Annotated in this window: 20 protein-coding genes; 12 read left to right on the top strand and 8 right to left on the bottom strand. The window is 59.5% G+C overall.

The window, feature by feature from the left end; genetic code table 11:
* Positions 1-2: 2 nt before the first annotated feature.
* Complete coding sequence (locus tag SPITH_RS07900) at positions 3-1,577, bottom strand: aldehyde dehydrogenase family protein (protein ID WP_014625138.1); 1,575 nt, start codon at positions 1,575-1,577, stop codon at positions 3-5.
* Positions 1,574-2,389 carry an SDR family oxidoreductase gene (locus SPITH_RS07895; protein WP_014625137.1) on the bottom strand — a complete coding sequence of 272 codons (816 nt, stop codon included), beginning with the start codon at positions 2,387-2,389 and terminating at the stop codon, positions 1,574-1,576. Before SPITH_RS07895 ends, SPITH_RS07900 begins: the two co-directional genes overlap by 4 nt.
* A 157-nt stretch (positions 2,390-2,546) precedes the next feature.
* Between SPITH_RS07895 and SPITH_RS07890 the strand changes: the two genes are divergently transcribed.
* On the top strand, positions 2,547-4,250 hold the full coding sequence (locus SPITH_RS07890) for a glutamine--tRNA ligase/YqeY domain fusion protein (RefSeq protein WP_014625136.1): 1,704 nt from the start codon (positions 2,547-2,549) through the stop codon (positions 4,248-4,250).
* A 34-nt stretch (positions 4,251-4,284) separates the two neighbouring features.
* On the opposite strand, the gene SPITH_RS07885 is transcribed toward SPITH_RS07890, so the two are convergent.
* A complete protein-coding gene (locus SPITH_RS07885) occupies positions 4,285-4,554 on the bottom strand; it encodes a cupin domain-containing protein (RefSeq protein WP_014625135.1) in 270 nt (89 codons plus the stop codon).
* Between the two features lie 125 nt (positions 4,555-4,679).
* Here SPITH_RS07885 and SPITH_RS07880 point away from each other — a divergent pair, with 125 nt between their 5' ends.
* Positions 4,680-5,522 (top strand): zinc metalloprotease HtpX, encoded by an 843-nt coding sequence (locus SPITH_RS07880; protein WP_245523357.1) that lies wholly within the window; start codon positions 4,680-4,682, stop codon positions 5,520-5,522.
* On the opposite strand, the gene SPITH_RS07875 is transcribed toward SPITH_RS07880, so the two are convergent.
* Complete coding sequence (locus tag SPITH_RS07875; RefSeq protein ID WP_014625133.1) at positions 5,523-5,849, bottom strand: DUF1820 family protein; 327 nt, start codon at positions 5,847-5,849, stop codon at positions 5,523-5,525.
* Between the two features lie 130 nt (positions 5,850-5,979).
* Between SPITH_RS07875 and SPITH_RS07870 the strand changes: the two genes are divergently transcribed.
* Entirely contained in the window at positions 5,980-8,220 is a 2,241-nt protein-coding gene (locus tag SPITH_RS07870) for an MFS transporter (protein WP_014625132.1), read from the top strand.
* Here SPITH_RS07870 and SPITH_RS07865 read toward each other — a convergent pair.
* Positions 8,151-8,900 carry a TrmH family RNA methyltransferase gene (locus SPITH_RS07865; protein ID WP_014625131.1) on the bottom strand — a complete coding sequence of 250 codons (750 nt, stop codon included), beginning with the start codon at positions 8,898-8,900 and terminating at the stop codon, positions 8,151-8,153. The genes SPITH_RS07870 and SPITH_RS07865 overlap by 70 nt on opposite strands.
* Positions 8,901-8,950: 50 nt before the next feature.
* Positions 8,951-9,574 (bottom strand): protein-L-isoaspartate(D-aspartate) O-methyltransferase, encoded by a 624-nt coding sequence (locus tag SPITH_RS07860; protein WP_041624068.1) that lies wholly within the window; start codon positions 9,572-9,574, stop codon positions 8,951-8,953.
* Between the two features lie 207 nt (positions 9,575-9,781).
* On the opposite strand from SPITH_RS07860, the gene aglA reads away from it, so the two are divergent.
* Entirely contained in the window at positions 9,782-11,203 is a 1,422-nt protein-coding gene (gene aglA, locus SPITH_RS07855) for an alpha-glucosidase AglA (RefSeq protein ID WP_014625129.1), read from the top strand.
* Positions 11,200-11,775, top strand: a complete 576-nt coding sequence (locus tag SPITH_RS07850) for a carbohydrate binding domain-containing protein (RefSeq protein WP_014625128.1) — start codon at positions 11,200-11,202, stop codon at positions 11,773-11,775. The genes aglA and SPITH_RS07850 overlap by 4 nt, the downstream gene beginning before the upstream one ends.
* Before the next feature lie 55 nt (positions 11,776-11,830).
* Here SPITH_RS07850 and SPITH_RS07845 read toward each other — a convergent pair whose 3' ends face one another.
* Positions 11,831-13,027 (bottom strand): hypothetical protein, encoded by a 1,197-nt coding sequence (locus SPITH_RS07845; RefSeq protein ID WP_014625127.1) that lies wholly within the window; start codon positions 13,025-13,027, stop codon positions 11,831-11,833.
* 257 nt (positions 13,028-13,284) lie between these two features.
* On the opposite strand from SPITH_RS07845, the gene SPITH_RS07840 reads away from it, so the two are divergent.
* The 3 genes from SPITH_RS07840 (at position 13,285) to SPITH_RS07830 (ending at position 18,334) form a co-directional block, all read left to right on the top strand.
* Positions 13,285-13,839, top strand: coding sequence for a carbohydrate binding domain-containing protein (locus SPITH_RS07840; RefSeq protein WP_014625126.1), 555 nt, complete (start codon positions 13,285-13,287; stop codon positions 13,837-13,839).
* Between the two features lie 315 nt (positions 13,840-14,154).
* On the top strand, positions 14,155-16,194 hold the full coding sequence (locus tag SPITH_RS07835; protein ID WP_014625125.1) for an alpha-glucuronidase family glycosyl hydrolase: 2,040 nt from the start codon (positions 14,155-14,157) through the stop codon (positions 16,192-16,194).
* Between the two features lie 97 nt (positions 16,195-16,291).
* Positions 16,292-18,334 carry a glycoside hydrolase family 3 N-terminal domain-containing protein gene (locus SPITH_RS07830; RefSeq protein ID WP_245523356.1) on the top strand — a complete coding sequence of 681 codons (2,043 nt, stop codon included), beginning with the start codon at positions 16,292-16,294 and terminating at the stop codon, positions 18,332-18,334.
* A 148-nt stretch (positions 18,335-18,482) separates the two neighbouring features.
* Here the strand turns inward: SPITH_RS07830 and SPITH_RS12175 are convergent, their stop codons facing one another.
* Complete coding sequence (locus SPITH_RS12175; protein WP_169311813.1) at positions 18,483-18,644, bottom strand: hypothetical protein; 162 nt, start codon at positions 18,642-18,644, stop codon at positions 18,483-18,485.
* Between the two features lie 64 nt (positions 18,645-18,708).
* Between SPITH_RS12175 and SPITH_RS07825 the strand changes: the two genes are divergently transcribed.
* The 4 genes from SPITH_RS07825 to SPITH_RS07810 all read left to right on the top strand — a co-directional run bounded on the left by SPITH_RS07825 (position 18,709) and on the right by SPITH_RS07810 (position 23,411).
* A complete protein-coding gene (locus SPITH_RS07825; protein ID WP_169311812.1) occupies positions 18,709-19,938 on the top strand; it encodes a glycoside hydrolase family 30 protein in 1,230 nt (409 codons plus the stop codon).
* Positions 19,939-20,012: 74 nt separating this feature from the next.
* Positions 20,013-21,377 (top strand): ABC transporter substrate-binding protein, encoded by a 1,365-nt coding sequence (locus tag SPITH_RS07820; RefSeq protein WP_014625122.1) that lies wholly within the window; start codon positions 20,013-20,015, stop codon positions 21,375-21,377.
* A 67-nt stretch (positions 21,378-21,444) separates the two neighbouring features.
* Positions 21,445-22,389 (top strand): carbohydrate ABC transporter permease, encoded by a 945-nt coding sequence (locus tag SPITH_RS07815; RefSeq protein WP_014625121.1) that lies wholly within the window; start codon positions 21,445-21,447, stop codon positions 22,387-22,389.
* The gene (locus SPITH_RS07810; protein WP_014625120.1) at positions 22,386-23,411 is read left to right on the top strand and encodes a carbohydrate ABC transporter permease; all 1,026 of its coding nucleotides are present in this window, start codon (positions 22,386-22,388) and stop codon (positions 23,409-23,411) included. Before SPITH_RS07815 ends, SPITH_RS07810 begins: the two co-directional genes overlap by 4 nt.
* The last annotated feature ends 21 nt before the right edge of the window (positions 23,412-23,432 follow it).

Genomic DNA, 23,432 nt, shown 5'->3' with positions numbered 1-23,432 from the left:
CCCTATCCCCTCCGCACCTTCCTCACCGCCCCCCGCGCCAGCCTCACCCACCCCTTCACCCGCTCCCACACCCCCCTCCCGTACAGCGCCCGCACCCCTGCCCCCAGCGCCCCGAACGACTCCTCGCCGTACGGGTGCCACCACACCTGCTTCGGCAGCCACGAGAGCACATCGTCGACCACCGTCTTGAGGCGCACCATCTCCTCGAACCCCCGCCTCCCATGCGTCCACCCCAGCCCCGAATCCTTCCACCCACCCCACGGCGCCTGCGGCAGGCCGTGACTCATCAGGTGATCGTTCACCGTCACCACACCCGCCTCCAGCATCCGGGCGATGCGCAGCGCCTTCCGCCTGTCCCTGCTCCACACCGACGCCGTGAGCCCCATACCCCCCTCATTCGCCAGCCGCACCCCCTCCTCCACGCTCCCCACCCGCATCACCCCCACCACCGGCCCGAACGTCTCCTCGCGCATCACCCGCATCGAGTGGTCCACCTCCACCAGCACCGTAGGCGGCACGGCGAGAGGATGCCCGGCCCAGGGCTCGGGGACCTCCTTCCGGTAGTACACCCGCGCCCCCCTCGTGAGCGCATCCTCCACGTGCTCCCTCACCACCCGCGCCTGCTCCTCCGTGCTCAGCCCCGCAAGATCGTTCTCCACCCTCCCGTCCAGCCCGTAGCGCAGCCCCTCCAGCACCCCCGCGAGCCGCTCCAGGAAGGCCTCGTACACCCCCTCCTGCACGTACACCCGCTCCACCCCGCCGCACGACTGCCCCGCGTTCTGGAACCCCGCCCACGCGATCCCCCACGTCGCACGATCCAGGTCCGCATCCTCGAGCACCAGGGCCGGATCGTTCCCCCCCAGCTCGAGCACCACCGGCACGAGCCTCGCCCCTGCCCGCTCGGCCAGCCGCCTCCCCACCGCCACCGACCCCGTGAAGCACAACTTGTCCACACCCCCCTCCCCCAGGAAGCACTCCTCCGCCACCCTCCCCGGCACATTCACCAGCGAGAAGAGCCCTTCCGGCAGATCCGCACGCTCGAAGCACCCGGCGAGCCTGTGCGCCACGAGCTGGCTTATCGAAGCCGCCTTGAGCACCACCCCGTTACCCGCAAGGAGGGCGCACACCACCTCGGAGAACGGGATCGCGAACGGGTAGTTCCACGGTGAGATGATACCCACCACCCCCCATGGCTCCTTCACGATACGCACCCGCTTGTGGGCCAGGATCACCGTCGCGCCCCCGGGACGCTCCTCCCTGAGCCACCGTGGCGCCATCTTGCAGTAGTAGGTGAGTGCGATTGTCGCAGGGAGCACCTCGGTCGCCATCGCATCGGTGGGCACCTTGCCGTTCTCCCGACTTATATCCATGGCAATCGCCTCGGCCTCCTCCACCAGCACCTCCCGCACCCGAAGGAGCCTTCGCGCCCGCTCCCGTGGTGGAACCTCGCGCCACACCCGCGAGGCCTCCCTTGCCCGGGCGATCGCCTCGCGAACCTCCTCCGGCGTATGCACCGGAAACCTCCCCAACTCCTCCCCGGTATACGGATCGCGGGACACCGTGTACACCCTGTTCACGAGGTCCTCCTTCCCACAAACGTATCCATGCTCGTGTGCACCCCGAGCACATCGGCCACCGCATCGAACACCCGCACCCCGAGGAGCCTGAAGAACCACACACTCCGCACCACCGGAGGCAGTACCACGAGGGGCCTGTCCTTCTTGATGGCCTTGAAGATCCGTGCCACCACGTACTCGGGCTCGAGGAGGGGAAGCACCCACGGCACCCTGGTCCTCACCCCCTCGAACATCCCGGTCTTCGCATAGTAGGGAGCCACGATCGTGGTCTTGATGCGAAGCCCCTCCTTCTTGAACTCCATACGGAGGGCCTCGGTGAATCCGAACACTGCGAACTTCGAGGCGCAGTAGTCAGCGAGCCTCCGCACTCCGATGATACCCGCAGCAGAGGAGATCGTCACGATGTGCCCCCGGTTCCGGGCGATCATCTCCTCCAGAAAGGCCTTTACCAGCCACACGTGTGCCAACGTGTTCACTGCGAACGTAGCCTCGATCTTCTCCACCGGCGCCTCCCGGAATGACCTCCCTGTCACCACCCCTGCGTTGTTCACCAGAATATCCACCGGGCCCGCCTCGTCCTTGATCCGTGCGGCCGTACGGAAGATCTCCTCCCTCGAGGAGATGTCGACCACATACGGCCACACCTTCACCCCACATGCCCCACATGCCTCGCTCGTGGCCTCGAGGCCCTCCTTGTCCCGGTCGACGAGCACGAGATCTCCCCCCTCCTGCGCGACCCTGAGCGCCAGGAGCTTTCCGAACCCTGAGGCTGCTCCGGTGATGAGCGTGATCGCACCACGCACCTCTGACATGTGCCGTTCCTCCCTTCGTCACGTTCGTCACGATAGGAACATAGTATACCATGAATCCGTACATCTGTCGTATGTATTTGAAGTCACTTTCCCCTTGTCACTTCTCTTCCTTCAGGCTACTCTTGCACCCGTATATCTCCTCACACAAGGAGCCGCTATGTCGCCTGAGCCGGTACGAGAGACCATGCCCGACAACTTCATAGACGATATCATCCGAAAGGACCTGGAGACCGGGTGGTGCACCACGGTACATACACGCTTCCCCCCCGAGCCGAACGGCTATCTCCACATAGGCCATGCGAAGTCCATCGTCCTCAACTTCTCCCTCGCCGAGAAGTACGGGGGCACCTGCAACCTCAGGTTCGACGACACCAATCCCGAGAAGGAGACCGAGGAGTACGTGCGGGCCATCATGGAGGACGTGCGTTGGCTCGGCTTCGACTGGGGGGACAGGCTCTACTTCGCCTCCGACTACTTCGACCGGATGTACGAGCTCGCGGTCCGGCTCATCAAAGAGGGCAAGGCCTACGTGGATCATTCGACCCCTGAAGAGATAAGCAGGATGCGAGGGGTGCCCACCGAGCCGGGTATCCCGAGCCCCTACCGGGACCGGAGCGTGGAGGAGAACCTCGAGCTCTTCGAGAAGATGCGCAGGGGCGAGTTCGAGGAGGGGGAGTGCGTCCTGCGGGCCAAGATCGACATGTCCTCTCCCAACATGCACCTTCGTGACCCCGTGATGTACCGCATCAGGAAGGTCTCCCACTACCGTCAGGGCGACAGGTGGTGCATCTATCCCACCTACGACTGGGCCCACGGACTCGAGGATGCCTTCGAGGGCATCACGCATTCGATCTGTACCCTCGAGTTCGAGGTGCACAGGCCGCTCTACGACTGGTTCCTCGACCAGATCCCCGATCTCCCGCACCCCAAGCAGATAGAGTTTGCACGTCTCAATCTCACCCACACCGTGATGAGCAAGCGCCTTCTCACGCAACTGGTCCAGGAGGGCCACGTGGACGGATGGGACGACCCCAGACTTCCCACCATCGCCGGCCTGAGGCGGCGGGGGTTCACCCCATCGAGCATCCGTACCTTCTGTTATCGCATAGGTGTCTCCAAGGTGGAGAGCGTGGTGGACATGGCCTTCCTCGAGGCCGTGATCCGAGAGGAGCTCAACAAGACCGCGCCCCGACGCATGGCCGTGCTCGAGCCGGTGAAACTCGTTATCACCAACTATCCTGAAGACCAGGTGGAGTGGCTCGAGGCCGAGAACAACCCCGAGGATCCTTCCGCCGGTACCAGACTCATCCCCTTCTGTCGTGAGCTCTACATCGAGCGCGAGGACTTCATGGAGGATCCGCCGCCGAAATACTACCGCCTCGCTCCAGGAAGGGAGGTGCGACTCAAGCACGCCTACATCATCCGGTGCGAGGAAGTGGTGAAGGATGAGGCGGGCAACATCGTGGAGATTCGCTGCACGTATGATCCCGAGACCAGGAGCGGAGGACGGAGAAGCGACCGGAAGGTGAAAGCCACCCTCCACTGGGTCTCGGCTCGCCACGGCTTCAGGGCCCAGGTGCGGCTGTACGACAGGCTCTTCACCAAAGAGGACCCCACCGACGTGGAGGAGGGCAAGACATTCCTGGACTACATCAACCCCGATTCCCTCGTGATACTGGAAGATGCGGTGCTCGAGCCCTCGCTCGAACACGTGGAGGCAGGAGAGAATTACCAGTTTCTCCGCAAGGGCTACTTCTGCCTCGACTCAAAATACTCCACCCCTGAGCGGCTCGTGTTCAACCGTACCGTCACACTCAAAGACGAGTGGGAACGTATCAAGCGACGGATGGAGCAGGGCTGATACACACAGGGCCGGGCATCACGCCCGGCTTTCCTTATCCCAGCAGGTAGTGCTTTCTAATGGGCTCCTTCACGTCCCATATACAGGAAAGACCTTTCGGAAACCTCACGAAGTCGCCAGCCTTGATCTCCACCTTCTTCCCATCGGGCGTCTCCACAATGACCCGGCCTTCGAGGATGAGGCACTCCTCATCCTCATCGTAGATCCAAGGGAAGCGCTCGACCCCACAGCTCCAGACAGGCCACGAGCGGATGCCCCGCCGTTCTATCTCCTCTTCCGTAAGCCTCTTCACCTCTATTTCCATGGCCTCCTCCTCGGTACAGGGAACTGCTCAGTATGGTGCCGACCTTTCCTTTTCTCTGCAAGGGGTGTTCGATGGGACGGTCCGTGGGTATCTTCTTTACTGGAGAAGGTACAATGCCCAGGGACATGGTCGTGAGAGAAAAGATGCTCCTTTTTTTCAAGAGTGCAGGCCTCCTCGCCCTCCTCGGTGTCCTCCTCTACCTCTCGGCGCGCACCATTTTGGGGCTCTCCGGACTGGGACTCTTTCTCATCGGAGGGCTCATCTACCTCATGGTACGCCTGTCGAGAGACGCCTACTTCATCCCGGCGAATGCGCGCCCGCTCTCCCGTTGGGAGGCCCCTGAAGTGTATCGCCTTGTGGACACCCTCTCGGAGCGTGCAGGCATCCCTCAGGCTCCTCAGCTCTACCTCGTCCCTTCGCCGCTCATGAACGCCCTCACCACAGGCCCTGCCGAACGTCCCGTCATTGTGGTCACCGACACCCTCCTCTCCTCCCTTCCCCCCCGCGAGCTCGCCGGTGTACTCGCGCATGAGATCGCGCACATCCGCAATGGAGACCTCACCCTCTTCAGGATGGTGGAGATCATCCGTCAGTTCACCGAGATGGTCTCCCAGGCCGGCTGGGTCCTCCTCGTCTTCTTCTTTCCCTTCCTCCTCTTCGCCCGTCAGGTTCAGCCCTTGAGCTTCTTCCTCTTTATGGTAGCCTCGCCCATCCTGAGCCTGCTCCTCGCCCTCGCGATCCAACGCACCCGTGAGTTCCAGGCCGACCTCACCGCCGCGGAGCTCACCGGCGATCCCCAGGGCCTTGCGATGGCCCTCTACCGCATCACGAGCCCTCGCTACGACATCCTTGGGGCCCTCTTCCCCTTCGGCCGCAGTCTCAGACGACTCGAGCGGGAGCACTCGCTCTTCCTCTCACACCCGCCCACCGAGGAGCGGATTAGGAGGCTCCTCTCGTTGCGTGCGTGATCAGCCGTCCTTGGGATCACCCGGTCCTCCGTCCTCCTCGTCCACACCCTCGCCCGTGACCGGGAAGGCCTTGATCTTAGGCCCGCGGGTCTTCTTCTCGTCGAGTTCCTCGATGAGGGTCACCTTCTGGAAAGGGAACATGAGGTGGTGGGCGTCACCGATGAGTTTCCGCACCTCGTCGGCCTGCGGGTTGATGATGAGGGAACTCTCTTCGGGAAGGAGGATGTCCTTGATCGAGACGAAGTAGGGGTGGGTGAGGTCGAGACTCCTGGCCTCTACCACCAGCTCCTTGTCCTTCCACTGGATGTGCACCCTGTAGATCGACACGCTCACGCTCCTTCACCTGTCGGTCTTCGCATGGCCGGGAGTACAGCATACGTATAAATCGGTCTCTTGTACAAGACCAGACCATACCTGCAATTGTATACGGGATTCGAATGATGTATAGTGGTGGTCCATGAGGACGCAGTATCTCACCCCCCAGGAACGAAGGAAGGGGAGATGGGCCTACCTGCAGGGCTCCCTCTTCAACGGTCTCGGTTTCTCCTTCCTGGGGTCCACCGTCATCTCGTTGCTCGCCATCTCCTATGGCGCCACCAACCTGGAGCTCGGGTACCTCTCCTCCGTGATCAACGTGGCGGGGCTCGCGCTCCTCTTCGTCCCCCGTCTCCTCGAGGGGCTCCCCATGGGGAAGGTGTGGGCGGTGGCGTGGTGGATTCGGGGGGCCACCGGTCTCGGGTACTGGTTCCTCCTCCTCACTTCCGGAAGGGGGGCGGTCCTCCTCATCCTCGTGCTCTATACCCTCTTCTGCGTCGCCCGGATAGTCGGGATCGCGATGCAGGAGACGGTCCAGAAGAGGGTGGCTCCGAGTCACGAGCTGGGTGAGTTCATCTCCTCCCTCAATATCCGTTTCCAGATCACCGGGGCCCTCTCACAGGTCATCAGTTTCGTGGCCGTCACCTACCTCCCGTTCCCGCACCCGTATGAGCTCCTCTTCCTCCTCAGCCTCGGGGTGGTGATGAACTCCCTCGCAGCGTACTACTACTGGCAGGTCCCCTCCCGGGATCGGATCCAGCCTCCTCCCGGTACCTCCGGGTTGTGGGAGGCCGCTCGCTACGCATTCACCAGGGAGGTACGGAGGAGGACGACTATCAGATGGGTGGCCTCCATCGTCTTCACCCTGCAGGGAATGATCGTTCCTTTCCTGAGGAAGGTCCTCCTCTTCTCGCAGGGTACGGTCTTCCTCTATTCCCTTGCATCCTTCGTGGTTTCGGCCCTCGCGGGCATGCTGATGATCCCGTTCGTCGACAGGATGGGGGCTCGTCCCCTCCTCATCCTCGGTACGTCCGGGGCGGCGGTGTGCGTACTCCTCTTCGTGTTCATGCCGCTCTCGGCACCGGTGTGGGCGTTTTTCCTCGTCGGCATGGCCTTTCAGTTTTTCGTGGGCGTGGTGGGGCTTTTCGTGAGCAAGATCAGCATCCAGATGATCCCCGACGGGAACACCGCAGGATTCTCCTCGTTCATGACGGCCTCCACCGCGCTCATCGCCCTGGGCAGCGGCTTCCTCGCGGGAGTGCTTTCCGACCTCTCCGGGACCGTGCCCGGGACCGACGGGTTCGACCTCGTGTTCCTCGCCATGGGTGCGGGGCTTTTCACCCTCGTCTTCCTCGCGGCCGGACTCGAGGAGGGAGGAGGGATGAGCGTGCGGGACGTCCTTTCCATCCTCTTCTCCACCCGCAACCTCAGGGTGTTCCTCGCGAGCCATGCCCTCGTGGAGGAGAAGGACCCCCAGCAGAAGCAGGTGCTCCTCTTCAGGATCACCCAGGATCCCGGTCCGCTTGCGGACAGGACCCTCAGGGACCTCCTCCTCTCTCCCTTCTCTCCCGAGAAGAAGCAGATCCTCCTCGCCCTCTTCGAGCATCCCCGGCCCTCGCTCTTGCCGTACATCCTCAAGGAAGCCGCCGACCCCGATTCCTACGTGAGGGAGGAGGCCCTCTTCGCCCTGGGGGCCTATCCCGGAGAGGAGACCCGAAGGCTCCTCGAGGAGGTCTGCAGGAACGATCACCTGCGGCCCGCCTCGGTCGCGGCCAAGTCGCTCGCCCGGATCGGGGAGAAGGGGCTCCTCCCCCTGGTGGAGTACCGTTTGAGGGAACAGCGTGAGTTCATGGACCCGGTGAGCCTCCTCAACTACGTCATCGCCTGGATCCTCATGGGGCCCCGGGAGTTCGATCTCTTCTTCCAGATCCCGTCGGGGCGGTCGCAGGGGTTTCTCCAGACGTACCACTCCCTCCTGGCCGACTTGTTGGACGGTGAACCCCCTCTGTCCCTTGTCTATCAGAGGGAGAACCGGAGGAAGGGAGCGGGGCTTTCCCTGCTTCTGGACGAGGCGCGTCACCTCGATGTCTTCTTGAAGGCACGCAAGGATCTGCGCACCTTGTGGGAGGAGGGGAGGTTCGCCGATATCGGTGCATGGGTGTCGCACGTGCTCGCAGGAGTGCCTACCTCCCGGCTTACCCCGGTGCTCGGGAGACTCGCAGACCTCGTGAAAGAGGCACCCGTCCCCGAAGGACGGGCCGAGGCCCTCGCCCTGCTCTACTGGTGCTACACGCTCCTCTCCCGGGTCTCGTTTCAGGAGGACGAGGCTTCCTCCGGCGTCGAGTCCCCGAGGACTTCGGAAGAGGCGAGTGCCTCCAGATAGGGGGAGGGGTCTTTCCAGAAGACTTCCTCGAGCTCCTTGTGGTGAGGGATCCGTCTCCTCAACCACGAGAGGAGGAGGGCCTCCTGCTCGGAGGACGTGAGCCTCCACGGGATGTCGGTCTTCCTGAGCCGCTGGACCACGTTATGGAGTACGATTCCTGCCGTCACCGAGATGTTGAGGCTCTCCACGAACCCGTACATGGGGATGGTGAGGTATTCGTCTGCCGCTTCGAGCACGGCGTCACTGAGACCCGGAAGCTCGCCTCCGAAGAAGAACGCGCACTTTCCCCGTGTGACATCGAACTCGTCTACGGGAGTGGGGGTGCGGTGCGGGGTGGTGGCGATGATGCGGTAGCCTTCCTCCCTGAGGCGGCTGACCGCCACTCGAGGATCCTGGTATCGATGGAGCGAGAGCCACCGGGCGGTGCCCATTGACACCCCTTTCGACGGAGTGAAGGGAACGGCATCCTCCACGATGTGCACATCCTGTAGACCCATGGCCTCTGCGCTCCTCAAGACCGCATTGGCATTGTGCGGATGGTAGATGTTTTCGAGGACGACGGTTATGTACCGGGTCCGCTCTTTCACCACCTCCTGCATCCTGCGGAACCTCCTCGGCGTCACCCACCGCGCGAGGTAGAGGATGAGTGCCTTCCTGTAACGGTCATCGACGTGCACCATGGGGCTCAAGTATAGCCGATGTGTACGGAATGTAAACCCCGCCGACCGCCTCACCGCGTCACGAGCGGCACGAACCTGAAGTAGCCGTGAGTGGTGGTGTGGAACTCGTCGCCCCCGCGCTGGATGCGGGTCATGACCGACGTGCCCCCGCCCACGTGTACAGGGATGACGAGGATTCCTTCTTCTCCGAGCTGAGAGAGCAGGGTGGAAGGCGTCTCCTCGGCTGCGGCTGTCACGATGATGCGGTCGAAGGGCGCCTCTTCCGGGAGCCCCTTCGAGCCATCCCCCAGGATGAAGCGAATGTCGGTGTACCCCGTACGTTCGAGGTTGGCCTTTCCCATCCGGTACACCTCTGGATGGATCTCCATCGAGTACAGCTCTCCCGTGTGGTTCATCACCTCCCACATGACGGCGGCGTTGTAGCCCGAGCCGCCCCCTACTTCCAGAACCTTGTGTCCCGGCATAAGCTCGAGCAACTGGATCATGAAGGCCACGGTGTAGGGCTGGCTTATGGTCTGGCCCCAGCCTATCTCGAGGGGAATGTTTTCGTACGCGTACTGCCGTTGATCAGGGGGTACGAACTCTTCTCGAGGGACCTTGTCGATGGCGTCGAGGATCCTCCGTTCGTGAATCCCCTCACGCTCGAGGAGGCGGATGAGGGTATCTTTTTCCATATTATAGTTATACTTCAAATAGAGCGGGAATGGAACTGGACCCGTCGTGTGGCGAATAACCAACGGTATTTTTAAAGATGGTTTATTTTTCTTGACAGCGTAGAAGGGCATGGTATAATCGAACGAGAAGGACGATCTGTTGACAAGACGTCCCCTCGATAGGATGACAGATCATATCGGGTACGTGTTTTTGGGAAAGGAGATGGTGTGAAGCTTGCAATCGTCGGTGCAGGAAGTGTTCGGTATGCGCTTCAGCTCCTGGGAGATCTCGCGAAGATCGAGGAGCTTTCGAAGAAGGGTCCTGTGGTGAGCCTCATGGACATAAGCGAGGAACGACTTGAGGCCACCGAGGTCCTCGCCCGCAGGTACATGGAAGAGCTCGAGGTTCCAGTGAAGATCGAGGCAACTACCTCTCTCGAAGCGGCGCTGGAGGGGGCCGACTACGTGATCAACACGGCCCTCGCCTATCCCCGTCCCGAGGGAGGCGATGGGTTCGCCGCCTACGAGAAGGTGGTGGAGGTCTCCGAGAAGCACGGCTACTACCGGGGGATCGACGCCCAGGAGTTCAACTTCGTCTCCACCTATACATACCTTTTCTGCAGCTACTACGACCTCACCCTCGCCCTCAACGTGGCGCGGACCATGGAGAAGTACGCCCCCGAGGGCTGGATCCTTCAGACCGGAAACCCTGTGTTCGAGATCACCCAGATCCTCACTCGGGAGAGTCCGGTGAAGGCCGTGGGGTTCTGCCACGGCCACGGCGGGGTCCACGAGGTCTGCGAACAGCTTGGGCTTCCGTACGAGGAGGTGGACTGGCAGGTGGCCGGGGTGAACCACGGGATATGGCTCAACAGGTTCCGTCACAACGGCCAGGACGCCTATCCGTTGCTGGATCGCTGGATGGAGGAGAAGGGGTCCTCCTGGGAGTCTCGCAGTCCCTGGGACGTGCAGATGAGCCCCGCGGTGATGGACATGTACCGTTTCTACGGGATGCTCCCCATAGGGGACACCTGCCGGAACGGGTCCTGGAAGTACAACTACGATCTCGCCACCAAGAAACGGTGGTACGGGAAGTTCGGCGGTATAGACAACGAGGTGGAACGCCCCAGGTTCCACGACCAACTGAGAGAGGGAAAGAGGAAGATGCTCGAGCTCGCATCCGAGGTGGCCTCGGACCCGACCATCCGCCTCACCGAACGCTGGCCTCGTCTCTTCTCCAGGGACAGACTCAGCGGGGAGCAGCAGATACTCTTCATCCAGGCCCTCGAGTGCGGGACACCCCGGCGCCTTGTGCTCAACATACCCAACAGGGGTGTCATCGAAGGTATTCCCGACGACGTGGTGGTGGAAATACCTGCACGCGTGGATGGAGAAGGACTCCACCCCGAGAGGATCGAGCCCGACCTCACCCCGCGCATCAAGAAGATGTACCTCTGGCCGCGTATCCTCCGCATGGAGTGGGCCCTCGAGGCCTATCGCTCACGGGACATCCGTGTCTTCGAGGAGATCCTGGTGAGGGATCCCCGCACCAGGTCGTTCGAACAGGTACAAGCGGTTCTTCGTGACATCTGGGCGTTGCCCTTCCACGAAGAACTGAGACAAAACTTTCCCATGGGAGGTACGACATGAAACGTGCGTTGAGCGTGCTCGGGATCATCCTGGGCGTCTTGGTGATCCTCTTCCTCGCAGGCTGTGAGGAAGCAGGTGCAGGAGGAGGTGGTGGAGGGGAAGAAACGCAAGGATTTGTGCCACATGGGGGAACCTATGCGTTGAAGGTGGAGACGGGAGATGCGGGATGGAAGACTGCGTGGTACTACGACATCGAGAACCATGTGTCGGCTGATCAGACCTATCACTACGCAGTGTGGGTCTATCAGGAGACGGGATCCGACCAACAGTTTACCCTCACGTTGAAGTCCTCTGATGGTTCGACTGAGCATTATAACTCAGTCTTCTATCAACAGACGGTGCCTTCCGGAGAGTGGACACTCCTTGAAGCAGACTTCACTCTTGACAGTGCTACTCTTGGCAATCCTACCGACCTGTATCTCGAATCTGCTACTAATCCCATCACCTTTTATTTCGATGACTTTGTCATCACCCAGAATGATACAGAAGTGGTGACGTGGGATTTTGAGGATGGGACAGAACAAGGATGGCAGGGGAATAATGCTACTGTCACTGTGGTGACAGCTGAATAGTGGACACAAAAGAAGAGGGGAGGCTCCCGCCTCCCCTCTCTTATTGGTGTGTTTCTCACCAGTAGAACTTTATCCTCATGTACAGGTTGCCCACCTTGTCGCCTTCGTCGTTGGTGAACACACCCACCGTGCCCTGGGCGGCGTACATATCCTGGCCGTTCTGTGTGTAGTTGTAACCCAGGTACATGGCCACCGCACCGAACTCCTGCTTCACGCCGTACTCATAGGACATCTGTCGCTCATACTGACCGCCGTTGTCCTCGGTGTCCAGGAGGTCGTCGTAGCGCACACCGCCGTAGATGGTGGTCTTGGTGGCCTTGACGGTGAGCCCCCCGTCCACTGCGAGCTTGTGCACATTGGTCGTATCTCCCCCGGCGGGCATGGTGGTGGCGAGCCCGTACCAGGCGCCGAGATACGCGGTGCCGAGACCTGAGAGGTAGAGTGAGGGTTTGATACCCACGAAGAGTGCGTTGTCCGCTTCTTTTGTGTCGGTGTTGGTCTTGTAGTCCTCTCCCAGGAATCCCCCGAGGGTCACCGGTCCCAGCATCATCGTGAGGTTGAGCCTCCCTCCCCCAGCCATGAGGTATCCCTCGCCTCGGAAGTTCACATCGCCCTTGAGGGACACGAGTCCCAACGAGAATTCCCCGAAGGTGATCTCTCCGAGCATGGGGATGCGCTTCTCTTCGCCGTCGGGTCCCACCCTATTGATCAGGGGCGAGAGACCGTACCGGAGGACGATTTTGTTGTCCATCAGTCCGAGTCTGAAGTCGAGCACGCCGAATCTGTTCCACCTGTCATAGAGGTGTGCCACGCCCCAACCGCTCCAGCGCCCTGTGCTCCAACCGGTGAGATTGTCGTATCGCCCGCTCACCGCGAGGGGGCCGTAGCCGCTCACCATCTTGAGGCTGAAGGGAAGGCCCGAGAGCCCGAACGGTCCCAGGAGGTCGGTGGTGAGGAAGAACTCAGAGACGCCCAGGTTGAAGCTGTTCTTCAAATCCAAGCTGGTGATCTCCTTGTCGTACCAGTCGTTGTACTCCAGTGTGAGGGAGTACGAGTTGTACTCGTCGATAGTACCGTCGAGCTTCACGATCGACCAGTCGAGTTTGGCGGTGGATGAGCCGTCCTTTGCGATGCCGGGAATCCCCACACCGAATCCGAGGTCCATCGTAGCGGTGATCTTGTAGTCGCCGGCGACCAACGGGGTGGCCATCACTGCGATGAGCAGCACAACCCATAGCCGTTTACTGTTCATGGAAACCTCCTCATGATATTATGGTAGTTTGCAGACACATACTCTGCAGGGAAATTATAAATCGCCTTTAGAAATGTGTAAAGAAAAATCTGTGTCAGGTATGCTATTTCCCTTGACACAGGAACATGGTGTGATATAATCGAGATGACGGGTTGTGGGGACAGGCTTTTGAAGGGTTTTTTCGTATTGGTTTTATTATGTGAACCCCTGCCCGGACCGGGGCTGTCCCCGGAAGATACTTTGTGAGGAGGTGCGACATGAAACGATTCATGGGATTCCGTTGGCTTATGATCATGCTCTTGCTTGGGGGATGTGCCTCTCAGCAGGTGACGATGGCCGAGACGCCGACTTCCCCTCAACAGGCAGTGATCGTCTCGAACGATTTCGAGGACCAGAAAACCGGGGACTGGATGGCGCGGGGAGATGGAACCAGGATAGCAATCTCGGACGCTGCGGCCCACTCCGGGAAGTACAGCCTCTATGTCTCCAACAGGAGCGCCAACTGGCATGGCACGCAGATCGATCTTCTCAAGAAGCTCCAGCCCGGCAAGAAATACGGCTTCTCCGTGTGGGTCTACCACACCTCCGCCTCTCCCAAGAAGCTCATCATCACCATGGAGCGTATCTACAACGGGGAGAAAGGGTGGGACCGCATAGGTGAAGTGATGGTGGCTCCCAACACATGGGTTGAACTGAAAGGGGAGTACCAGGTGAAGCCGGTGAAGGTGGAAGAGCTCGTCTTCTATGTGGAGGCGGAGAACAGCTCCCTCTCCTACTATGTGGATGATGTCACCATCTCTCAGGTGAAGTAGCAAAAAGTTCTTTACGGTACAGGGGTTCCGGTGGAATACCGGGACCCCTCCCGTTTTTTATCGAGGGTGAAGACTGGAATCCCATGGAGGACGTCCTGAGAGTGACTACGGGTCTTTTCCTTTCCCCATCTCGGCCTCCGGAGTCCGAGGCCTCTCGACGAGTGAGCAGTCCTTCCTGCGGGTGTGTCTTTCCGGCCCACTCCCGGCTGGATACGGGGAAAAACATCGGTTCTGGGAAGCAGCATCTCGGGGTGGGGTCTTGCTGGAATTCGAGACTCTCACGTGATATACATTTCTGGAATGGAAGGAGTTGTTATGCCTCGATACGCTCTCTGCTGGCTGGAGTACCGGCCGTGTGACGACCGTGTGTACAGGGAAGCTGTCATCAATCGTATCCGCACCCTGTGGGTCCAACCGGGCGAGGACATCGTCGGCTCCGAGATCCGGGATGCACTCTCCCGACTCTTTCATCATACCCCCCAGGAGGGATCGACGGGAGGCGGTGGAGCCCTCTACGTTGGAACCTCTGACCAGTCGCCTGTAGCGGAGCGGATTTCTGCCGCGGAGCTGGGGAAGCTCGGTGATGAGGGGTTCATCCTGAAGGAAGTGGGGGAAAGGGATGGTTCCTCCTCCTTGGTTCTCACCGCTCGGACCCGACGGGGTCTCGTGTACGGGGTTTTCTCTCTCGTTTCCATGTTGCAGAGAGGCATCTCTCTGGATGGGATCTCTCTCCACGAGGAACCGGCGTTTCCGTTGAGGATCATCGACCACTGGGACAACCTCGACGGCACGATAGAGCGTGGATACGCAGGCAAGTCGATTTTCTTTCACAGGAACAAGGTGGTGAAGGGGCTCCATCGCATAAGGGACTATGCCCGTCTCCTTGCCTCGGTGGGCATAAACGGAGTGGTGCTCAACAACGTGAACGTACGGAACAAGGCCCTCAGACTCATCACCGAGGAGTACTTGCCCTCCGTGAGAAGGATAGCCGATGTCTTCCGCGACTACGGGATACGGGTATACTTGAGCGTGAACTTCATGAGCCCCGTATACGTCGGGGGGCTTCCCTCCGCCGATCCCTTTGACCCCTCTGTGAAGAAGTGGTGGGCCGAGGTCGTCGCACGCATCTACGAGTACGTTCCCGACTTCGGCGGTTTCCTTGTGAAGGCGGATTCCGAGTTCAATCCCGGGCCGCACAGCTATGGGAGGTCCCAGGCCGACGGCGCCAACCTGCTGGCCGAGGCCCTCGCTCCTCACGGCGGTCTTCTTATCTGGCGGGCCTTTGTCTACAACATCCAGGACTGGAGGGACAGGAAGACCGATCGGGCGAGGGCGGCCTACGACATCTTCTCCCCCCTCGATGGGCGGTTTGCCGACAATGTGCTCCTTCAGATAAAAAACGGGCCCATGGATTTCCAGGTGAGAGAACCGGTCTCGCCCCTTTTCGGCGGCATGGAGCGTACGAATCAGATGGTGGAGTTCCAGATCACCCAGGAGTACACCGGTCAGCAGATCGATCTGTGCTACCTCGTGCCCATGTGGAAGGAGGTGCTCGAGTTCGATACGCATGCGAGGGGTGAGGGCTCCACGGTGAGACGTGTGGTGGACGGTTCCCTCTTCGGACGTCCTCACGGAGGGTGTGCAGGTGTGGCGAACGTGGGATCGGATTACAACTGGACGGGGCACTGGCTCGCCCAGGCGAATCTCTACGGATACGGGCGTCTCACATGGAACCCCGACCTTTCGTCGGAGGAGATCGCGAGGGAGTGGTGTCTGAGAACCCTCACCCGGGATGGAGAAGCCGTAGATCGGCTGGTGGACATGCTCCTCGCCTCGTGGCCTGTCTATGAGAAGTATACCACGCCGCTCGGGCTCGGATGGATGGTGAATCCGGGACATCACTACGGTCCCAGCCCTGAAGGGTATGAGTACTCGTTCTGGGGAACCTATCACAGGGCAGACAACCACGCCATAGGAGTGGACAGATCGTCCCGTGGAACGGGGTTCGCCACCCAGTATCGTTCTCCGTGGCGGGAGCTCTACGACGATCCTGCGACCTGCCCGGAGGAGCTCGTCCTCTTCTTCCACAGGTTGCCTTACACCTATACACTGAAGGACGGTAGAACCCTCATCCAGTACTACTATGACAGTCACTTCGAGGGAGTCGAGGAGGTGAAACGCCTCAGAGAGGAGTGGCTCAAGCTGAGGAAGCACATATCTCCTCGTGTATTCCGGGAGGTCCTCGAACGATTCGACAGACAGGTGAAGAACGCTGTGGAATGGCGTGACGTGCTCAACACCTATTTCTATAGAAAAACCGGTATACCGGACGAAAAGGGGAGAACTCTCTACTGATTGTCGATAGACGGGAGGTTCTCTTCAATGACTTTACTTTTTCTGAGGAGGAAAACCTATGGATGGAAATGAGCGTATGACCTCTCTGCTATCCAAGATGTCGATCGAGGAGAAGGCGGGGCTCATGCTGCATCGGGCGAAAGGAATTCCCCGGCTGGGGATCCCCCACTACAACTGGTGGAACGAGGCCCTCCACGGAGTGGCCAACTCGGGAGAGGCCACCGTGTTCCCCCAGGCCATAGGGCTTGCGGCCACCTTCGATCCCGATCTCGTACGGCGGGTGGCGGAGGCCATCTCCACGGAGGCGCGTGCGAAGTTCAACGCAATCGGCAAGGAACGGGCTGCGGAATACGAGCGAGGACTCACCTTCTGGTCTCCCAACATCAATATCTACAGGGATCCGCGATGGGGAAGAGGACAGGAGACCTATGGTGAGGATCCCTTCCTCACCTCCAAGATAGGGGTGTCCTTTGTGAAGGGCCTGCAGGGCGATCATCCCTACTACATGCGGGTGGCGGCTTGCGCGAAACACTACGCGGTACACTCCGGTCCCGAGGGGTTGCGCCATGTCTTCGATGCTCGGGTATCGGAAAAAGATCTCTGGGAGACGTATCTCCCTGCCTTCGAGGCTCTTGTGAAGGCGGGAGTCGAGGCGGTGATGGGGGCCTACAACCGGGTGAACGGTGAACCGGCCTGTGGCAGTAAGCGACTCCTCGATGAGATCCTGAGGAAGAGGTGGGGCTTTAAAGGACACGTGGTCTCCGACTGTTGGGCCATCGCCGATTTCCACCTCCATCACAAGGTGACGAAGGATCCCATAGAGTCGATCGCCATGGCCCTTGAGGCGGGCTGTGACCTCAACTGCGGGAACACCTATGAGCACCTCCTCGATGCGGTGAAGGCCGGAGTGGTCTCTGAGGAGCTTGTGGATAGATCGGTGGCTCGACTTCTCTCCACTCTCGACCGCCTTGGTCTCTTCACCGATGACCACCCCTACGCACGGCTTTCCCTCTCGGATATCGACTGGGAGGCACACCGTGCGCTCGCGAGGGAGGCGGCGGAGAAGTCGGTTGTGCTCCTCAAGAACAATGGAATTCTTCCCTTTGATCGGCAGAAGCTGCGGTACATCTATGTGACAGGCCCCAACGCTGCAAACCCCGTCGCCCTCCTGGGTAACTATGCGGGTGTGTCCTCACGCCTGGTCACGGTGCTCGAGGGGATCACCGGTTATGCGGGCCCTGGAATCACGGTGACGTACAAGATCGGGTGTCCCCTCCAGGGCAACAAGATAAACCCCATCGATTGGGCGAGCGGGGTGGCCCGGTATGCGGACGTGACCGTCGCCGTGATGGGACGTGACTCCACGGTGGAGGGAGAAGAGGGAGATGCGATCTTCTCCGATAATTACGGCGATCTCTCCGACCTCGACCTCCCCCGCGAGCAGATTGAGTACTTGAGACGAATAAAGGAGATAGGAAAACCCCTCGTGGTGGTCCTCCTCTCGGGAGCCCCCGTGTGCTCTCCCGAGCTCGAGGAGCTCGCGGACGCCATCGTGTACGCATGGTATCCAGGCGAAGAAGGGGGGAACGCCATTGCGCGGGTGCTCTTCGGTGAGATCTCGCCCTCGGGGAGGCTCCCCATCACCTTCCCGCGAGGTGTGGACCAGCTCCCTCCCTTCACCGACTATAGCATGGAGGGGCGCACCTACCGCTACATGAGGGAAGAACCTCTCTATCCATTTGGGTTCGGGCTCTCCTATGCAACCTTCTCGTACAGAGGTCTCCAGTCCTCGGCCTCGAGATGGGACAAGAGAGAGACACTCGAGCTCGTGTGTGAGGTCGAAAACACCTCCTCGATCCCTGCCGACGAGGTGGTCCAGCTTTACGTGAGGTGGGAGGACGCTCCCTTCCGAGTGCCGTTATGGTCGCTCAAGGGGTTCACGAGGGTGTCCCTTGGCGCCGGTGAACGGAAACAAGTGCGTTTCGTGCTTTCTCCAGAAGAGCTTTCCTTTATAGACGAGGAGGGGAGGAAGGTTCTCCCCGAGGGGAGACTCCACTTCCATGTGGGGCCGGCCTCTCCGGGTGGGCGAGCACAGGCACTAGGTGCGCCGGAGGGTGTGGACCTCACGGTAGAGTGTTAGTCTGTAGGGTGTTGATCGGAAAAGATCCCCGTTCGGGGATCTTTTTTTTGTTGACAGATCCCGAAACCGGGAGTAAAATGTTTCCGAAAACATGATAAGGCTAACATTACATGGGAAAGAATATTTTATCTTTGTTTTATAAGCACTTTTATTTTCTGGGACTAATGTTTTCGAAAACATTAGTCCCTTGTACTATCCTCCTGCTCCATGGCGTGCTCGTTATGAGTCTTACCTCCTGTGCCTCCCGGAAGGCGGAGATGTGGATGACCACCACTGATTGTTCCTTCCTCCTCTCTCCCGTCACGCCCATATCCCCTCCTGCCTCGCTTTCTTTCGAGATATCTGTAGACCCACATACGAAGTATCAGCGAATCATGGGGTTCGGGGCATCGCTTACCGAATCCTCGGGCTATGTCATCTCCACCTTGCCCCAGGAAGATCGGACGGCCCTCCTCCAGGCCCTCTTCGATCCGGAGATTGGTCTGGGACTCAATCTCCTTCGTCAACCCATGGGATCCCCTGATTTTGCCCTCTCAATGTACACCTATGATGATCTGCCGGAGGGAGAGGAGGACTTTCCACTTTCCAGATTTTCCATAGATCGGGACAGACGTTTCATCATTCCCTACCTCAAAGAGGCACTCGGGGTCAATCCTGAACTCCTCATCATGGCCTCTCCCTGGAGCCCTCCTGCCTGGATGAAGACAGGACAAAGTCTCATAGGAATAGAGGGAGGAAGGCTGAGGGAGGACTGTTATGAGGTGTATGCTCGCTATTTTGTGAAGTTCGTCCAGGCCTACGCGGAGGAAGGAATTCCCATCTATGCGGTCACGCCGCAGAACGAGATCCTCTATGCTCCTCCCACCTATCCGGGAATGCTCATGTCGGCAGAAGAACAGGCCCGGTTTGTTTCAGAGGCCTTGGGTCCTGCGTTCAAGGCAGCGGGCCTTGGGGTGAAGATCTTCTGCTACGATCACAATTGGGATGGGAAGGATGTTGTTCTGGAGATCCTCCGTCACCCCGATGCCTTGCGCTACCTATCGGGGGTTGCCTGGCATCACTACGGGGGAGCGCCCTCAGCGATGAGTGAGGTTCATGAACACTTTCCCGACCTTGAGATGTGGGTAACCGAGGCAGGGAATGGGAGGTGGATTGGGCGGGGTTCATTTTCCGCCACGTTCCGTGAGGGGATGCGAGAGGCGATAGAGATATTCCGCAACCATGCTTCGGCCCTCATTCTTTGGAATATCGCCCTCGATCAGCACAACGGTCCCATCGTGTTTGAGAATACTGCGAATCACGGTCTCGTGGAGATCGTAGTCGATTCAGGGAGCCGAAAGGGCCGGATCCGTGAACCGTACCGGTCAGGCTGGTATGTGCTTGGACACTTCTCTCGGTTCGTGAAGAGGGGATCGTACAGGATCGAATCGAATACCCTCGCAGGGAGTGTAGGCCACGTCGCCTTTGTAACTCCTTCAGGCGAGATCGTGGTGGTGGTGCACAATCCCTTCTTTTCCACCCAACGGGGGGTGGTTCGCATAGGGGGGAGCTCTGTATTCCTTGAGCTGCCTTCCGGGGCTGCAGCCACGATCGTGGTGCGATGAGGTCGTGTGTGAAGAGGTGGTCGACCACATTTCCCGTAGGGGAAATGAGAGATATCTTCCCTAAGGAGGGAGTCATGAGACGGTATCTGCTCCTCATTGTAGGCCTCGTCCTGGTCCTTACCGGGTGTGGGGGACCGGCACAGAAGGCTGAGAAGACCCAGGTTCGATGGTTCGTCGGTCTGGGTGCGGGCACCGATGAGCCTACTATCGCTGCCCAGGAAGAAATCGTAAAGCGGTACAACGAGTCGCAGGATGAGATCGAGCTCGTCCTCGAGATCGTTCCCAACAACCAGGCGTATCAGACCCTGGCCACCGAGCTCTCGGGAGGGAACGCTCCCGATGTGGTGGGGCCTGTGGGCATCAGAGGACGGGACAGCTTCAAGGGGGCGTGGATCGACCTCCAGCCGCTCGTGGACAAGTACCAGTTCGACCTTTCCATCTTCGACGCGCCGATGGTGGATTTCTATCGGAATCCCGGAGAGGGACTCCTCGGACTTCCGTTTGCCATCTATCCCTCGTTCCTCTATGTGAACGAGGAACTCTTCGAAGAGGCGGGAATTCCGCTCCCACCCACTGAATACGGTCAGCCATATGTGGATGAAAACGGCAAGAGCTGGCCGTGGGATATGGACACGGTGAAACGGATCGCCGTGAAGCTCACCGTAGATCAGAACGGAAACGACCCTTCGAGCCCCGAATTCGATCCTCAGAACATCGTGCAGTGGGGGTTCGGTATTCAATGGACCGACGCGAGAGGCATCGGCACGCTCTTCGGCCCCGGCACCTTCGTGGCCCCGGATGGAGGAGCACAGATTCCTCCTCACTGGGCTGAGGGTTGGAAGTGGGTGTATGACGGCATGTGGAAGAGCCACTTCTATCCCAACGGTCCTTACGGGTCGAGCGACCTCCTGAAGAACGGAGACTGGTTCTCCTCCGGCAGGGTGGCCATGGTCCACTGTCATCTCTGGTACGCGGGATTCGCCGAGATCAATTTCAAGTGGAACGTCTATCCCGTGCCTGCCTACAAGGGAAGGACGACCGCCAAGATGCATGCCGACACCTTCCTCATCACGAAGCAGTCGAAGAACCCCGATGCTGCCTTCAAGGTGCTCTCCTATCTGGTGGACGACGTGGCAGGTGATCTCTGTGCGGTTTACGGCGGCATGCCTGCGAAAAAAGAGCTTCAGGGTGATTTCCTCGACACCTTTTTCGCCAAGCGATGGCCGGATCAGGAGTTCAATCTGAAGGTGATCCAGGACAGCATCCAGTTCGCCGACAACCCCAACCACGAGAGCTGGATGCCCAGCTTCCAGGAGGCGAATACCCGGTACAACCAGTTCACGGATCTCATCTTCAACAACCCCGATGTGGACGTCGATGCGGAGATCCAGAAGCTGAAAGAGGATCTGGACAAGATCTTCAGGGCTGCTCAGCAGTGATTCGGTCCGGTGGTGGAGGACCTCGCGTCCTCCACCATTATTCTCTTTTATATAAGGAGTTGAGGCTATGAGCCATAAGGAACGACATCCTTTGAGACTGTGGGAATACAGGTGGGGGCTCGCCTTCATCGCGCCCTGGCTCCTGGGTTTCCTGATCTTCTACCTCTTTCCCATGGTCGCATCGTTCGTGTTCTCGCTGCTCGACTTTTCCCTCGCCGATCCTGCGGCCACGAAGTTCGTCGGGTTCGTCAACTGGAGCAGGGCCTTCGTGGAGGATCCAGAGGTCCTGGCTTCGGTTGGACGTATCCTCCTCTTCGCGCTCATCTCCCTTCCCATCGGCATGCTCTTCGCACTCGCCGTGGCCCTGCTCCTCCACAGCAGGTATCTGTTGGGGACGCGGGCTTTCAGGACGCTCTTCTACCTCCCTTCCATCGTGCCCTTCGTGGCGGCCGTGATCATATGGCAGGGGGTGCTCAATGAACACACAGGGTGGATCAACCTCGCGATCGAAGGGATCACCGGTCTCGATGTGACCGGTACCGACGGGATCAGGTGGCTCGCCGATCCGAGACTGATCTACTTCACCTACACGCTCATCGGATTGTGGGGGCTGGGGAACACCATCATCATCTTCCTTGCCGGACTCCAGGGGATTCCCATCGAGCTCTACGAGGCGGCAGAGATCGACGGAGCAGGACCGGCGCAGCAGTTCTTCAGCGTCACGCTTCCTCTCATCACACCGGTGGTGTTCTACAATGTGGTGATAGGGGTGATAGGTCTCATGCAGTACTTCCTGCCGCCCTATGTGATCAACATGGGGAGCGGATTCCCGAATGGAATGACCAACTTCCCCATGATCTACTTCTACCGGCAGGCCTTCACCTATCTCAATATGGGTTATGGCGCGGTGATCGCATGGATCATCTTTTTCCTGGGGCTTTTCTTCACTCTGATATTGTTCAGGACCTCACGATACTGGGTCTTCTATGCAGGAGGAGGAGAGGAATCATGAGAGAACAACGACTTTTCCTCAGACGAGTCGTCTTCACCCTGGGTGTTGCCGTGCTGGCGGCGGTGTATCTTCTTCCCCTGATGTACGGGTTGTCCATGTCGCTCAAGACGAGGGACCAGATCGCATCCGCGAAACTTTCCATACTTCCTCTTTCCCCCGGGACCTGGGAATACGAAGGAAAGCAGTACGACCTCTATGAGGTTCCCGTGGATGGAGAGGTCCGCATACTCGCCATGATAAAAAGGGGACGGACATCTTCCGTGTTCATGGATCCGCAACAACCGGGTGAGCAGATCATATGGGAGGGGAACTGGAGGACACTCGATCGTGTGTGGAAGGTCGATCCCCAGTGGAGCAACTTCGCCGAGGCGTGGAAGGCGACGAAGTTCCCCGTGCTTCTCAAGAATACCGTGCTCTATGCGGTGATCACCACGTTCGGTACCGTGCTCTCATCGCTCCTCGTGGCCTACGGCTTCGCCCGGTTCAGCTTCCCGGGAAAAAACGTGTTGTTCGTCGTCCTCATGTCGACCATCATCCTCCCCTCGGCGGTGACGTCCATACCCACGTATGCGATGTTCTACTTTCTCGGTTGGGTGGGGACATGGCTCCCCCTCATGGTGCCGGCCTTCTTCTCGAATGCGTACAACGTCTTCCTGCTCAGACAGTTCCTCATGGGTATACCGAGGGAACTCGATGAGGCCGCACGTATCGATGGTGCGGGGCCTCTGAGGACCCTGTTCCAGATCATCGCTCCTCAGGCCACGCCCGCGATCATCGCGGTGGCACTCTTCCACTTTTTCTTCGCCTGGAATGATTTCTTCGGTCCGCTCATCTATCTCTCCGGGAAGGGGGACCTCTATCCGATCTCCATAGGGCTCACGGTGTTCAACAACATGTACACCTCTCAGAACCACTTGATCCAGGCCGCGGCCCTCATCGCGAGTGTGATACCGTTGGTAGTGTTCGCCTTCGCCCAGAGGGTGTTCATGCAGCGTCTCATCGATACGGGGGTGTTCAAGTAATCACCTTTGGTCGGATATATC

This window comes from Spirochaeta thermophila DSM 6578, from assembly GCF_000184345.1.
GTDB classification, from domain to species: domain Bacteria; phylum Spirochaetota; class Spirochaetia; order Winmispirales; family Winmispiraceae; genus Winmispira; species Winmispira thermophila.
The sequence above is the reverse complement of the archived record's forward strand: the minus strand, read 5'-3'. Positions and strand labels throughout refer to the sequence as shown.

Excerpts from the sequence above, each read along its gene's own strand:
- SPITH_RS07810 (WP_014625120.1), top strand. The coding sequence starts at position 22,386 with ATGAGAGAACAACGACTTTTCCTCAGACGAGTCGTCTTCACCCTGGGT.
- SPITH_RS07865 (WP_014625131.1), bottom strand. The coding sequence starts at position 8,900 with ATGGTGCACGTCGATGACCGTTACAGGAAGGCACTCATCCTCTACCTC.
- SPITH_RS07850 (WP_014625128.1), top strand. The coding sequence starts at position 11,200 with ATGAAACGTGCGTTGAGCGTGCTCGGGATCATCCTGGGCGTCTTGGTG.
- SPITH_RS07820 (WP_014625122.1), top strand. The coding sequence starts at position 20,013 with ATGAGACGGTATCTGCTCCTCATTGTAGGCCTCGTCCTGGTCCTTACC.
- SPITH_RS07830 (WP_245523356.1), top strand. The coding sequence starts at position 16,292 with ATGTCGATCGAGGAGAAGGCGGGGCTCATGCTGCATCGGGCGAAAGGA.
- SPITH_RS07840 (WP_014625126.1), top strand. The coding sequence starts at position 13,285 with ATGAAACGATTCATGGGATTCCGTTGGCTTATGATCATGCTCTTGCTT.
- SPITH_RS07860 (WP_041624068.1), bottom strand. The coding sequence starts at position 9,574 with ATGGAAAAAGATACCCTCATCCGCCTCCTCGAGCGTGAGGGGATTCAC.
- SPITH_RS07870 (WP_014625132.1), top strand. The coding sequence starts at position 5,980 with ATGAGGACGCAGTATCTCACCCCCCAGGAACGAAGGAAGGGGAGATGG.
- SPITH_RS07825 (WP_169311812.1), top strand. The coding sequence starts at position 18,709 with ATGGGGTTCGGGGCATCGCTTACCGAATCCTCGGGCTATGTCATCTCC.
- SPITH_RS07880 (WP_245523357.1), top strand. The coding sequence starts at position 4,680 with ATGGTCGTGAGAGAAAAGATGCTCCTTTTTTTCAAGAGTGCAGGCCTC.
- SPITH_RS07845 (WP_014625127.1), bottom strand. The coding sequence starts at position 13,027 with ATGAACAGTAAACGGCTATGGGTTGTGCTGCTCATCGCAGTGATGGCC.
- SPITH_RS07890 (WP_014625136.1), top strand. The coding sequence starts at position 2,547 with ATGTCGCCTGAGCCGGTACGAGAGACCATGCCCGACAACTTCATAGAC.
- SPITH_RS12175 (WP_169311813.1), bottom strand. The coding sequence starts at position 18,644 with ATGGGCGTGACGGGAGAGAGGAGGAAGGAACAATCAGTGGTGGTCATC.
- SPITH_RS07815 (WP_014625121.1), top strand. The coding sequence starts at position 21,445 with ATGAGCCATAAGGAACGACATCCTTTGAGACTGTGGGAATACAGGTGG.
- SPITH_RS07885 (WP_014625135.1), bottom strand. The coding sequence starts at position 4,554 with ATGGAAATAGAGGTGAAGAGGCTTACGGAAGAGGAGATAGAACGGCGG.
- SPITH_RS07835 (WP_014625125.1), top strand. The coding sequence starts at position 14,155 with ATGCCTCGATACGCTCTCTGCTGGCTGGAGTACCGGCCGTGTGACGAC.
- SPITH_RS07895 (WP_014625137.1), bottom strand. The coding sequence starts at position 2,389 with ATGTCAGAGGTGCGTGGTGCGATCACGCTCATCACCGGAGCAGCCTCA.